This is a genomic window from Acetobacter estunensis (assembly GCF_011516945.1).
In the GTDB taxonomy this organism is placed as follows: Bacteria; Pseudomonadota; Alphaproteobacteria; order Acetobacterales; family Acetobacteraceae; genus Acetobacter; species Acetobacter estunensis.
Genome location: NZ_WOTH01000056.1, coordinates 1 through 12,603, shown reverse-complemented (window position 1 = coordinate 12,603; position 12,603 = coordinate 1). Strand labels below are relative to the sequence as shown.

Annotated in this window: 15 protein-coding genes and 2 pseudogenes; 10 read left to right on the top strand and 7 right to left on the bottom strand. The window is 57.1% G+C overall.

Annotated elements, in window-relative coordinates; genetic code table 11:
- Positions 1-128: 128 nt before the first annotated feature.
- Both GOB87_RS15240 and GOB87_RS15235 read left to right on the top strand, forming a co-directional pair.
- A complete protein-coding gene (locus GOB87_RS15240) occupies positions 129-455 on the top strand; it encodes a hypothetical protein (protein ID WP_166318706.1) in 327 nt (108 codons plus the stop codon).
- Positions 452-706 (top strand): annotated as a pseudogene (locus GOB87_RS15235) (hypothetical protein); the annotation flags it as partial. The gene GOB87_RS15240 and the pseudogene GOB87_RS15235, both read left to right, overlap by 4 nt.
- 45 nt (positions 707-751) lie before the next feature.
- Here GOB87_RS15235 and GOB87_RS15230 read toward each other — a convergent pair.
- From GOB87_RS15230 to GOB87_RS15215, 4 genes are all read right to left on the bottom strand, one after another.
- Positions 752-1,141, bottom strand: coding sequence for a type II toxin-antitoxin system VapC family toxin (locus GOB87_RS15230; RefSeq protein WP_166318703.1), 390 nt, complete (start codon positions 1,139-1,141; stop codon positions 752-754).
- Between the two features lie 8 nt (positions 1,142-1,149).
- Positions 1,150-1,404: an antitoxin gene (locus tag GOB87_RS15225; RefSeq protein ID WP_061498341.1), complete on the bottom strand. Its 255-nt coding sequence runs from the start codon at positions 1,402-1,404 to the stop codon at positions 1,150-1,152.
- A 372-nt stretch (positions 1,405-1,776) separates the two neighbouring features.
- Positions 1,777-3,147, bottom strand: coding sequence for an NAD-dependent succinate-semialdehyde dehydrogenase (locus GOB87_RS15220; protein ID WP_166318700.1), 1,371 nt, complete (start codon positions 3,145-3,147; stop codon positions 1,777-1,779).
- Between the two features lie 16 nt (positions 3,148-3,163).
- The gene (locus GOB87_RS15215) at positions 3,164-4,288 is read right to left on the bottom strand and encodes an alkene reductase (RefSeq protein WP_166318697.1); all 1,125 of its coding nucleotides are present in this window, start codon (positions 4,286-4,288) and stop codon (positions 3,164-3,166) included.
- Between the two features lie 115 nt (positions 4,289-4,403).
- On the opposite strand from GOB87_RS15215, the gene GOB87_RS15210 reads away from it, so the two are divergent.
- From GOB87_RS15210 to GOB87_RS15200, 3 genes are all read left to right on the top strand, one after another.
- Positions 4,404-4,772 carry a winged helix-turn-helix transcriptional regulator gene (locus GOB87_RS15210; RefSeq protein ID WP_166318694.1) on the top strand — a complete coding sequence of 123 codons (369 nt, stop codon included), beginning with the start codon at positions 4,404-4,406 and terminating at the stop codon, positions 4,770-4,772.
- Between the two features lie 202 nt (positions 4,773-4,974).
- Positions 4,975-5,235, top strand: a complete 261-nt coding sequence (locus GOB87_RS15205; RefSeq protein ID WP_166318691.1) for a type II toxin-antitoxin system RelB/DinJ family antitoxin — start codon at positions 4,975-4,977, stop codon at positions 5,233-5,235.
- Positions 5,232-5,525, top strand: coding sequence for a type II toxin-antitoxin system RelE family toxin (locus GOB87_RS15200; protein WP_166318688.1), 294 nt, complete (start codon positions 5,232-5,234; stop codon positions 5,523-5,525). The genes GOB87_RS15205 and GOB87_RS15200 overlap by 4 nt, the downstream gene beginning before the upstream one ends.
- A 116-nt stretch (positions 5,526-5,641) precedes the next feature.
- On the opposite strand, the gene GOB87_RS15195 is transcribed toward GOB87_RS15200, so the two are convergent.
- The 3 genes from GOB87_RS15195 to GOB87_RS15185 form a co-directional block, all read right to left on the bottom strand.
- Positions 5,642-6,403, bottom strand: a complete 762-nt coding sequence (locus tag GOB87_RS15195; RefSeq protein ID WP_166318685.1) for an SDR family NAD(P)-dependent oxidoreductase — start codon at positions 6,401-6,403, stop codon at positions 5,642-5,644.
- Positions 6,404-6,505: 102 nt separating this feature from the next.
- Positions 6,506-7,405 carry a LysR family transcriptional regulator gene (locus tag GOB87_RS15190; protein WP_166318682.1) on the bottom strand — a complete coding sequence of 300 codons (900 nt, stop codon included), beginning with the start codon at positions 7,403-7,405 and terminating at the stop codon, positions 6,506-6,508.
- 321 nt (positions 7,406-7,726) lie between these two features.
- Positions 7,727-8,941 carry an MFS transporter gene (locus tag GOB87_RS15185; protein WP_166318679.1) on the bottom strand — a complete coding sequence of 405 codons (1,215 nt, stop codon included), beginning with the start codon at positions 8,939-8,941 and terminating at the stop codon, positions 7,727-7,729.
- Positions 8,942-9,048: 107 nt separating this feature from the next.
- Between GOB87_RS15185 and GOB87_RS15180 the strand changes: the two genes are divergently transcribed.
- The 5 genes and pseudogenes from GOB87_RS15180 to GOB87_RS15160 all read left to right on the top strand — a co-directional run.
- Positions 9,049-9,696: a TetR/AcrR family transcriptional regulator gene (locus GOB87_RS15180; RefSeq protein WP_166318676.1), complete on the top strand. Its 648-nt coding sequence runs from the start codon at positions 9,049-9,051 to the stop codon at positions 9,694-9,696.
- Between the two features lie 150 nt (positions 9,697-9,846).
- Positions 9,847-10,608: an SDR family NAD(P)-dependent oxidoreductase gene (locus tag GOB87_RS15175; protein ID WP_166318674.1), complete on the top strand. Its 762-nt coding sequence runs from the start codon at positions 9,847-9,849 to the stop codon at positions 10,606-10,608.
- A 31-nt stretch (positions 10,609-10,639) separates the two neighbouring features.
- Positions 10,640-11,092: an SRPBCC family protein gene (locus GOB87_RS15170; protein ID WP_166318671.1), complete on the top strand. Its 453-nt coding sequence runs from the start codon at positions 10,640-10,642 to the stop codon at positions 11,090-11,092.
- Complete coding sequence (gene bdcA / locus GOB87_RS15165) at positions 11,089-11,802, top strand: SDR family oxidoreductase (RefSeq protein ID WP_166318668.1); 714 nt, start codon at positions 11,089-11,091, stop codon at positions 11,800-11,802. Before GOB87_RS15170 ends, bdcA begins: the two co-directional genes overlap by 4 nt.
- A gap of 48 nt (positions 11,803-11,850) precedes the next feature.
- Positions 11,851-12,483, top strand: a pseudogene (locus GOB87_RS15160) (aldo/keto reductase); the annotation flags it as partial.
- Between the last annotated feature and the right edge of the window lie 120 nt (positions 12,484-12,603).

Genomic DNA, 12,603 nt, shown 5'->3' with positions numbered 1-12,603 from the left:
CTTCAACATCAAAGAAACCAGACTGCTTCATATCGCCATTCCCTCAATCAACGCAGAAGAAATAGAATCATACAGAAGACCTCAAAACCAGGGGGTTTTTAGAACCCTCCATCTATACGGAATCAGACATGGTATCGAACCTCATGATTAGCAGTCATGTCATTCCCGAGGACCTGGAGACGCGGCTCCGTCAAGGCAACGATAATCCTCTTGCTTTAATCGAGCGGCTTCGCTCGGAACCGTGGTGGGAAGATATTTGGGACAGCACCCAAATCTCCCGGTCGAATTATTGGCCGGGATGGCGCGAGACATGCGCAGAATTGCAGACAGAAGTTGAGCGTGACAAATGGGCCATGGGCATTCGGGAAAGACTAAAGACTTTTACCGAAGATCCGGAAGCCTTAGACAAATGGCTCTCAGAAAAAAACAATAACTTACAGCCGGAAACGATGTAAGCCAGAAATGGGTGCTGGCCATGGACCTTGCGCGAGAATGGTCTAACGGCTCTACCTTGCGGGGGCATGATAATAACGGCACGTATATTCATAAAACAGGAACAGCCGGAACAGACTGGCAGATCGCGCCTGCATTTGAATATAACTGGAATGCAAATTGGGGGGTAATCGTCGGCTCTGCGTTCTATTTTGCAGGTCACAACAAAAGTATACAGGTTTCCCCGCAGTTTGCAGTCAACGCTATGTTCTGATTTCTGGTTTGTTGAGAGACAATGTAATAAGCGTTTGTTCAGTTTTCACGAATTTCGAAAGTTCAGCACAGTAAGTCCCCGAACCTGAGCAAAAGCCTGATCACTGGTCACTAACGCGAGATGCTCTGTCAGGGCATGTGCGGCGATCATCATGTCCAAAGACCCAAGAATTTGACCATGCCGCTCTTGCTCAGCGCGTAATTTGCCGTAGCGCTCCGCTACGCCATGATCCCAGGGCAGTATGGTCAGCCGATCCATGACAGTGCGTGTCAGACGCAGTAATCGAGTTGCCGATGGGCGTTTGGCTAGTCCATACGCAACTTCTCCGGCGGTTACGGCCGAGACACAACACCGGCCTGGATCAAGCGCCTCCACGTGTGAGAGCACTCTTTCGTCCGCGCGTACGATATCACTTATTGTATTGGTATCGAACATATAAGAAATCACGTTAGGCACACAGCAAATGGATCCCTGTCCTGTTGATCCTGGTTGCGACCTTCAGGGAAAAGCTCAGTCCCTTTGGCCTGCCGGATGGCAGAAAGTGCCTTACCCCACCCCAGGGGACGCGGCGAGAGAATGACATCACCGGTACGTGGATCTCTGCGGATTGTGACCTCTGATGTGTCAAATCGGTAAGCTGCAGGAAGACGCACGGCCTGGCTGCGACCGGTCATAAAAATTTTGGCTGTATCAGACATGTCCACCTCCTTGGAGTAGGTATCATTGATATCTATCATTTAGATCCAAACGACGCAACATCAAACCCACGCGTGGCCGTATGGACTTACTTTATTTCATACCTAACTTCAAACTCTGTCTTTTGTCGAAAGCCTGAAGATGATGATAAATCTGCCAATCAAGCAGAAGTCCCGACAACCACGCGGACAGATCCAGGCATTCCGCTTACGCCTAATTCCGGTCATTCGATGACTAATCGTGCGGTTGCCAAAGCAGGCATATACCATTTCTTCGTATCACTTGAGCCGCAGGTGGCATTTAACTTGATGAGTAGCACACCTCTGCCCCGGACAGGATTTTATCCGGGACAGAAAGCAGCGTTCGCCTAATCTTCAGGCAACGCGGATCAGCTTACGGTTGATAAACTCCTCAATGCCGAGGAAGGACAGTTCGCGGCCAAAGCCAGAGTTCTTGATCCCGCCAAACGGCAGTTCAGGGGCCGCAGCCGTGGCCGTGTTGATGAACATCATGCCGGTTTCGACTGCTTCGGCCACCCGTTCCGCCCTACCGAGGTCACGGGAGAACACGGACCCGCCGAGGCCATAGGGGGAATCATTGGCCAGTTCGATGGCTTCATGTTCGGATGCAACCTTGTGCACGACCGCAACCGGGCCGAAAATCTCCTGATAGAAGACCGGGTTGCCCTTTGATACGTTGGTCAGGATGGTCGGTTCCATGAAGAAACCCTTGCGCTCCATTCGCTTGCCGCCAGCCACCAGCGTTGCCCCTGCCTTGACCGCTTCGTCGGTCTGCGCAAGTGCGGTGTCGAGCGCCTTTTTGCTGCTCATCGGGCCATGGGTCGTACCTTCAGCCAGCGGATCGCCAATGCGGAACTGCGTGATCGCGGTTTTCAGTCCTGCGACGAAAGCATCATAGACCTTTTCATGCACGATCATGCGCTTGGCCGCCGTGCAGACCTGTCCGTTATTGGCGAACCGGCCCCATGTCGCCCATTTGATTGCCAGTTCAAGGTCCGCCTCATCGAGCACGATGAAGGCATCGCTCCCGCCCAGTTCCATAGTGTCCTTCTTCAGCGCCGCACCGGCTTCGGCCGCGACCGTCTGGCCCGCGCGTTCGCTGCCGGTCAGGGCAACGCCACGGATGCGGAAATCCTTGATCAGCTCAGCGGACTGATCGTTGTCGAGGAAGATGTTGGTATAGACACCAGCAGGCGCGCCCGCGTCGTGGAACAGCTTTTCAAAGGCCAGCGCGCATTGCGGCACGTTGGGCGCGTGCTTGGCGATGACCACGTTGCCCGCCATCAGGTTCGGCCCCGCCACGCGGGCCAACTGGTAATAAGGGAAGTTCCACGGCTCGATGCAGTAGATCAGGCCCAGAGGCTGATTGATGATCTTTGCGTGGCCTTCCTTGACCTTCAGATGCGTGGGAGCGAGGAATTTTTCCGCCCCGTCGGCGTAGAAGGAGAGAATATCGGCGGTGATGTCGATCTCTTCCAGCGCGTCGGGCAGCGCCTTGCCCATCTCGGTCGCGATCAGGCGCGCATGGGTCACGCGGTCACGGCGCAGCAGGTCGGCGGCTTTTGACATGATGACCTTGCGGGCTGCGATATCGCGCTTTTTCCAGTCGGTCTTCCACACATGGTCCGCCCGATCGACAATCTCCTTCATCTGCGCGGCGGTATGTAGTTCAAACGTGCGTTCCACGGTTTCCGTGGTCGGATTGAGTGTCTGATAAAAACTCATTGGTGCGTTTCCCTGTTTATTGATTATGGAAAGGGTAGTCGGTGTAGCCGTGCGCGCCGCCGCCATACATCGTCGTCGGGTCCAGCGAGTTAAGTGGCCAGCCATGTTTCAGCCGCGTGGGCAGGTCCGGATTGGCGATGAACTTGCGCCCGAAGCCGATCATGTCCGCCCAATCATGCGCCCGCACATGTTGCGCTTTGTGCAGGTCATAACGGCCCGCGCACAGGATGCGGCCGCCAAAGATGTCGCGCACGCTGGCGCGGAAGGCGTCCGGCATTTCAGGCGCATTGTCCCAGTCAGCCTCGGCGAGCGAGACATAGGCGATGCCCGCGTCCGCCAGCACGCGCACGGCTGCCGTATAGGTTTCCGCTGGATTGTCCTCCAGAAGGCCAAGATACACGCGCTTTTCCGTGGTCGTGCCGAACAGCGGGGAAAACCGCACGCCCATCCTGCCAGGCGTGACCACGGCGGAGACGGCCTCGACCACCTCGCGCAGGAAGCGCAGGCGATTAGACAGGCTGCCGCCATAGGCATCGGTGCGAAAATTGGCACGTTCAGAGATGAACTGGTTGATCAGGTAGCCATTGGCGGCGTGGATTTCGACGCCATCGAAACCGGCTGACAGGGCGTTGCGGGCTGCCTGTGCGTACAACTCTACCAGGTCATGGATTTCTGGAATGGAGAGCGCGCGTGGCATGTCCGGCGGTACCAGCTTTCCCGTGCCCGGCCCCGTGGGGATGAACACATTCACGCCTGTTGCCGCGACGGCAGACGGGGCGATCGGAGCTTCATGGCCGGGTTGCAGGGCGCGGTGCGAGACACGACCGACATGCCATAACTGCGCAAAGATGGGCCGCTGTTTTGCGTGCACCGCGTCCGTGACCAGTTTCCAGCCCGCGATCTGCTCAGGTGAGTAGATGCCCGGTGTCCAGGCATAGCCCTGCCCGCGAGGTTCGATCTGCGTGCCTTCGGTAAGCAGGAAACCCGCCTGCGTGCGCTGCGCGTAATATTCGGCCATCAGCGCGTTGGGAATATCGCCGGGCTGGGTGCTGCGGCAGCGCGTCAGTGGTGGCAGGAAGATCCGGTTTTCCAGCGATAGGTCGCCCAGTCGCACAGGTTCGAATAAAGAAGATGAAGACATGATCAACCCTGTTTACAAATGCAGGACATCTGTCCGGCCCGCATGTAAACATTGACCCAGCCTACGGTGTGCGCAAGAACGCACATAAACCGCCCCTAGTGTCAGGAATGATACCATGCCCCGCATTCGTCACACCACGCTGGCCTGCAGCCCCGGCTGCACGGTGGAAGCCACGCTGGAACTGTTCGGGGGCAAGTGGAAGGCGCTGATCCTGTATCACCTGTTCGAGGACGGGGTGCTGCGGTTCGGCGAACTGCGCCGCCGCTTGCCCAACGTCACGCAGCGGATGCTGACCAATCAGTTGCGCGAACTCGAGGCAGACGGACTGGTGTCACGCACCGTTTTCCCCGAGGTGCCACCGCATGTGGAATACGCCCTGACCGAGCTGGGAAAGACGCTGAAGCCAGTTATTCAGGCGCTCAAGAAGTGGGGGGATCGGTATGCGCATTCTGTTCAGCGGGACAAAGCTGGCGATCGAGATTGACCGCTAAGCATCGTGGCAATTCCGACTCAACCTGTCTGTCGGGTTAGCAAAAGCAGAGCAGACAGGCTGCAGTCGCCCTCTTTTCTGCCATTTCCGCAGTCGATCTTGTTTCCCGAAAGCAGACATCGGCATCATCCATTCTTTCGCTTCATTCGTATGAACAAATGTGATACAGATGTGCATACACGCAAGGGGGCTTTGTATGTCTGCTGTTACATTCCGAGTAAATGAAACGCTGAAGGCGGCCGCAGTTGAGAAGTTGTCAGCTCAAGGCATTTCACTTTCCGACGCACTGCGCGATACCCTCGCATATATTGCTGAAACGGGGCGCTCTCCCGTCAAGCGCACGCTTGTCACAGACGAGGATGCGCAGCTTATCGAGATTGTGCGCGAACGTCTCAAAAATCCTACCCAAAAGCACCGTATGACTTTTGCGGAACTTAAGAGCCGTCATCGCGAATGAGAGAGTATTGTCTCGAATTCGATGATAGAGCGCTTAAGGAGTGGGATGCTCTTGACGGCAGCGTGCGTAAGAAATTTGAAAAGAAGCTGGAAAAGCTGATCTGGAATCCTCACTCTCCAGGAAACGAGCTTCATCACGACCTATCAGGGTTTTACAAGATCAAGCTTCTGAAAGATGGCTACCGCCTTGTTTATCAGGTCATCGACGAACGGATCATCATCTATGTGATTGCCGTTGGCCGGAGAGCCGATAATGAAATTTATGAATTAGCTTCGGAGCGGACAGAGTGAATTACTTTCTTGGTAGAAAGTCAGCTCCCCCTCATCCCTGTCATCCGCTCGGTCATAGTCCGTTCCGCAAAGCAGACGTGGCCATGACGAGCAGGGAGAGAGCGGAAATGATCTGATCAGGTGGGAAGCACTACACTTTTCCCACCATCGGCCATTGCGATCGACCCGACCATGAAGCTGGCCTCGTCGGATGCGAGAAAGGCAATCACCCTGGCGATCTCCTCTGGTTGAGCCGCTCGTCCAATAGGAGCCTGTTTGCCATAGTCCGCAAGGGCTGATGGACCGTTTGCATGAATATGGTTGAGAATATTGGTTACGGTATCTCCTGCGCCCACAGCATTGACCCGGATCCCATGACCGATTGCTTCCACGGCCAGTGTTCGGGTGAATTGGGCAAGGGCTCCCTTCGACGCGGCATACGCTGCGATCGATGGAAAGGTCTGAAAGCAGGCATAGGATCCGACATTGACGATAGCTCCGCTACCGTTCGGGATCATCGCACGCATCGCCTCACGCGAGTGCAGAAACACGCCCCGGATATTGACGGCGAAGATGCGGTCCCATTCCTCAAGAGTCATGTCCACCACCAGCTTGTTGATGATGATGCCCGCATTATTCACGAGAATATCCAGCCGACCGAACTGCTCGACCGCCGTTGCCACGGCCAGTCGGGCAGCACTTTCTTCGGCCACGTCCCCGACGAGTGGGACGATGCCAGGCTGGGCAAGAGCGTTAACATTGGGATTGCAATCCTCCGCGATAACCGATGCGCCTCGCGCATGAAGCAGTTCCACAGCTGCGCGACCGATCCCACTTGCTGCGCCGGTAACAATCGCGACTTTGCCTGTAAAATTTCCTGCTGTGTTTTCCGGATTCATACGAACCTCCTGTGATGTCGAGAACATCATCTGGAGTGGCCGTATCGTAATTTTAATACTGCATATTCTGGATGGGTTATACGGCCGGGCAGGTACAATCTGTCATGGCGTCTTTGCACCGCGCACGGCAGCAATGAAGGTCTTCACCGCAGTCGAGCGATGACGATGCGGGGGATAGTAGAGCGCAAAGCCAGGAAAAGCGGCGGAATACTCTGTCAGCAGGGGAATAAGATGGCCGGCCGCGATGAGTGGCTGAACCTCGCTCTCAACCCACAATGCGATGCCCGCGCCAGCAACGGCGGCATCAAGTGCTGCCCGCTGATCATTGAAGGTCAGTGGACCGGATACGGCTACGGAGAACCAGACGCCGTTTTCGCAGAATTCCCAGTTGTACAAGGCATCATGCCCCGGCCAGCGAAAACCGATACAGAGATGATCGCGGAGCTCACGCGGATGGAGTGGCATCCCGTGTTGATCGATGTAAGACGGAGCAGCAACGGCGATCTGCCGCAAGCTGGGCTGAAGCGGGAAAGCAATAACATCCTGATCCAGCATCTCCCCAAGCCGTATGCCTACGTCGAACCGTTCCTGTACAATGTCCACGCCAGCATCGTCGATCTGCACCTCGACGCTGATCCTAGGGAAACGTCGGACAATATCGGGTAAGAGCGGTTTTAGAAAGAGCTCGTACCCAAGGCGTTGGGCGTGAACCCTCACCAGACCAGCGATTTCGCCGCCCATCGCACCGGCTTCGCTTAAAGCGGCCCCGATTTCTTCGAACGCCACTCCGAACCGCGCCGCCAGACGCTCACCTGCGGGCGTAGGGCTGACGCTGCGTGTTGTTCGGTTCAGAAGCTGAACGCCAACAAAGTTTTCCAGCCGACGGATGGTTTCACTGAGCGCCGAACGCGACACGCAAAGTTCTCTGGCAGCGGCAACGAAACTGCCTTGATCGATAATGCAGCACAGTGCGCGAAGGTCAGAATAATAGCGGTCAGACATGCCCTTCTTTAGCACAAAACTGGGTTTTTCTGGTTCAGGTTTCCGGCCGGTTTATGGGGGGATACGGGCGGTCGGCCGCTCCAACCCAGATGATCTGTCAGTTGGGAGTTTAGCTGGTAGACGGGTAACGCCTTCATGTCGGACATCAAAGTGACTATCTCATATTCTTGAACACGGACAGTTTGGGGCGCTCGCACTTCAAGATCAGAAAAGGTCCGGCCAACCAGTCGGGTGATGCGTAAAAATCCTCTGACACAAACCTTCATTGGCATAAAGGTGTTTATCCTTACCAAAACCGCAGAGTAACTCGACGTCAAATTCTTAGCTCCCGCTCCCATGCTCGAGCCGGTGGCCGGGTGGAAATCCGTGGGACCGGGCTTGCCAGGCGATCAGGAATCCAGCAGCAGCGAGCCCCGTTACAGCCCAGGGCAATGATGCTGCACCGCATATGTCGAGCAGCGCGCCGCCCAAAAGGCCCCCGCCGGCTATGGCACTGTTCCACGCCACGACATTCATTGACAACGCGACATCCGCGCCATCACCGGCCGCATCCGCCAGTGCCGTCTGGAGCAACGTCGCAGCGCCTCCAAATGTCAGACCCCATATGGTGACACCGATCATAATCACCGCAGGTGACGCGGATCCGATGACGAAAGCCCCTGCCACGACCACGAATATGGCCAGACTGAGCAGGACGGACAGGCGCAAGGCGTGATCGACCGTGCGGCTGGTCAGCCAGATGCCAACCAGAGCGGCGACCCCGAACAGCAGCAGGATGCGATCTGCCTGTCCCGCCAGTCCGGCAGGTGTGACGAACGGCACGATATAGGTGTAGAGCACGTTGTGCGCGAGCATCCAAGCCATCACCACGCCCAGAACAGACCGCACGCCCGGCATGTCCAGAACATGCCGGAATGGCAGGCGCTCGTGATGCGCGGCCCCCGGAAAGTCAGGAACCTTTGCCAGAACCCATGCGATCAGCAGTATGGTCAGGCCTGACATGATCCAGAAGGCCAGACGCCAGCCGACTGCAGCACCTAGCCATGTCCCGGCGGGCACCCCCAGCGACAGTGCAATCGGCGTGCCGACCATGGCAATCGCCAGGGCACGGCCCTGCTGGGCGCGCGTCACCATCCGGCGCGCGTAGCCGGCCAGCAATGCCCAGGCGAGACCCGCCGCTGCACCCGCTCCGTACCGAGCCAAGAGGGTCGCGCCATAATGCGCCGAAAACGCGGTAATGGAATTGAACACCACGAAACCTATGATCGCCAGCAGCAGAACCTTTCTGCGCCGCCATCGCTGCGTGGCGAGTGTCAGCGGGATCGCCGCACTCAGTGAGCCTACGGCATAAGCTGTCACCATCTGCCCTGCCAGCGCAGGGGAAATATGCAGACCCGCATCAATCTCGGGTAACAGACCGGCTGGAAGGGTTTCGGTCATGATGCAGATAAAGCCGGTCATCGCCAGTGCGAGCAGACCAGCAACAGGCAGGCGTTCATTGGAATTTTGCGAGGGTAATGTTGTCTTCGGGGTCATACGTCACTCATATACGGATCGATTGATACATATATATGGGAGTAGCAAAATCTTGGCAATTATTTCTGGATCACTTAATATGAAAGTCTTTCGGAAGGAGCGATAATATGGCGCGGACTGGGCGTCCTCGTGAATTTGACCGCGACAAGGCGATTGACGCCGCCACAGCGCTCTTCTGGGCGCAGGGCTATGAGCCGACCTCCCTGACGCAGCTCAAATCCTGCATGGGCAACATTTCGCCCGCGAGTTTCTATGCCGCGTTCGGCTCGAAGGAAGCCCTGTTCCGCGAAGTCGTGCAACGTTATCTGGAGACCTACGGACAGGTGATGGCGCCGTTATGGGATGAAAGCCTGTCGCCGCGCGAGGCCATCGAACGAACGCTGCATGGCTCGGCGCGCATGCAGTCTGCCCGCGCACACCCGACCGGATGCCTGGTCGTGTGCGGTGCCAGCAACTGCTCACCTGAAAACGAACCTGTGCAGGCGCTTCTTGCGGCGGAACGACAGCGCACGCGCACCGGCATCAGGGCCTGTGTGGAGCGCGCCATCGCTAATGGTGAATTGAACGCATCCCCGGCGACAGATGTCCTGCCCGATATCCTCACAACCTTTTTTCACGGCATGACATGCGAAGCCCGGGACGGGATGCGTCCGGACACTCTGGATGCGGCCGTCACGTCCCTCCTGACATTGTGGGATCTCAACGCAGTGAAGCGGGGAACAGCAAAGCGGCCCAAGAAAAAGCTGACAGACTGACAGCGGCGAGACGATCCGGACCTGGCACGAACATTCCATATCGGTCGGTCCACAAATCCTTGACCCTGCTTCGTGTCCCTATTATGGATCGGTCGATATGGAAATGGTGTCTTCGGAATACGACGCCATGCCTCGTCAAGGAATCCGATCATGAACACATCAAAAATCGCCCTCGTCACGGGCGCCAATCGCGGCATCGGCTACAGTATCGCGAAGCATTTAACGGCCACCGGCGTTAGCGTGATCGGCACCTATCACGCCAATGAAAGCGAGGCGAAAGCAGCCGAAGCTACCCTCAGCCAAGAGGACGCAAAGCTGCGCATGCTGCAGTTGGACATCGCGAACCATGCGTCATTCAGGGATTTTGCAGAGCAGGTCAAAGCCCTTCTCGCGAGCGAGTTTGGGCAGCGGGGACTGAATTATGTTGTCCAGAACGCCGGCAACATCATCCACACGCGCTTTGATGCCGCAACATCCGAACAACTCGACAACCAGTACAACATCCACTTCAAAGGCCCGTACCTGCTGACGGTAGCGCTTCTGCCCCTGATCCGAGATGGTGGCCGCATTCTCAACATCACCTCTGCCGCGACGCGCTTCTATCTGCCGGATCATGGGCCCTACGCGGCCATGAAAGCCGCCACCGAAGTCATCTCGCTCTATATGGCAAAGGAACTGGGCGCGCGGGGCATTACTGTCAATGCGGTCGCACCTGGCGCGGTCGCATCAGATTTCGGTGGCGGTCTGGTCCGTGACGATGCCACGGTCAACAAAAGTCTCGCGGAGATCACGCCGTTGGGGCGTGTCGGCCAACCCGACGACATCGGGGCCGCGGTGCGTGGCCTTCTGTCTGACGACATGCACTGGGTAAATGGCCAGCGCATCGAAGTGACGGGCGGCCAGTCACTTTGATCCCACACAGAAAAGGGCAGGGGGTATCCGTATGATCCACGTTATGGCCAGCAGCGTCATCAATGCGCCCGTTTCGTCCGTCTGGGAGGTGATCCGTGATTTCGGCGCCCTTGGTCGCTGGTTGCCGGGCGTGAAAAGCAGCGTGATCGAAGGCGATGATCCTGGCGACCGTGTCGGCGCGATCCGCCGTGTTGAAATGGGTGATGTCGGCGTGATCCGTGAACAGCTTCTGGCGCTGTCCGACGTGGATCATGCGCTGACGTTCTCGATCATTGAATCGGCTCTGCCGCTCCGGAACTACCGCTCGACCATCACGCTTCTGCCCATAACGGATGGCGATCGCACGTTTATCTGCTGGCGCGGCCAGTTTGAGGCGGCTGCCGAACACGCAGCCAGCATGGAGGCCCGGATGCCGACACACATCTACCAGCCAGCGTTTGACAGACTGGCGGAAATTCTGGCGTTGAGGGAAACACGGTCATGACCAACTTTCATCGTAAATCCGTTCTCGTGCTAGGCGGCAGTCGCGGGATTGGGGCCGCCATCGTGCGTCGCTTCGCAACGGATGGCGCAAAAGTCGTTTTCACGTATCTGTCTTCGCCTGACGACGCCCAGGCATTGGCGGCCGAGACCAGAAGTAAGGCCCTGCGCGCCGACAGTGGCGACCGGGATGCTCTCATTGCGTTGATCGCCTCGCTCGGCCCTCTGGACGTGGTGGTCGTCAATTCCGGAATTCTCGGCGCGGGTGACCCGCTGGACATGCCGCCGGACGACATCGACAGACTTTTCCACATCAATACTCTCGCGCCTTATCACGCGGCGGTTGCTGCCGCGCGGACCATGCCTGACGGTGGCCGCATCATCTTCATCGGCTCAGCCAATGCAGACCGGATGTCGATGACTGGCCTTGCAGCCTACAGCGCCAGCAAGGCGGCACTGAAAGGCATGGTCAAGGGACTGGCGCGTGATTTCGGGGCACGCAACATCACCGTCAATGTTGTCCAGCCCGGTCCCACCGATACCGACATGAACCCCGCCGATGGACCGCTGAAGGACGTGATGCACGACTTCATGGCGATCAAACGCCATGCCACGGGCGCGGAGATCGCGGGGCTGGTCGCGTATCTTGCCGGGCCAGAGGCTGGCATCATCACCGGTGCTGCATACAACATTGATGGTGGCTTCGCAGCCTGACGGAATGACTGATCTCCACCCATTCGCTGGAAAAAAGGAACGAGGGCTATGATCCATTCATCCGAAAACGCCACGAAATCCGGCACTTTCACAATCGGCGGTGATCTCGCCATTCATCGGCTCGGTTTTGGAGCGATGCGCATCACAGGTAAAGGGATATGGGGGTTGCCCACCAATCATGACGAAGTCATCCGTACGCTGCGACGTCTTCCCGAACTCGGCATCAACTTCATCGACACGGCCGACGCCTATGGGCCGGATGTCTCGGAATGGCTGATCAAGGAAGCCCTGCATCCCTATCCCAATGGCCTCATGATTGCCACGAAGGCTGGTCTGACCCGTTCCGGGCCAGATATCTGGAAGCCGGTCGGGCGGCCGGAATATCTGCTTCAGCAAGTGCACAAGAGCCTGCGCAATCTTGGCGTCGAACAGATTGATCTGTGGCAATTGCACCGCATTGACCCCAAAGTCCCGGCGGATGAGCAGTTCGATGCAATCAGATCCTTCATTGATCAGAAACTAATCCGTCATGCAGGACTGAGCGAGGTATCCGTCGAAAACATCAAGGCGGCCTCTAAGTTCTTTGATGTGGCAACCGCCCAGAACCGCTACAATCTCGTCGATCGCATCAGCGAGGACGTGCTTGATTACTGCACTGAGCAGAACATCGGGTTTATCCCCTAGGGCCTGTTAGCAGCCTGTCGGGTTGGTCATTTTGAGGGTTATAAGGCCGAGGCTGACCCGGCTTATGCCGCCTGAAGCCGTGCCATTCTTTTGCAGTTGTATGCGAGAGCGACGAGT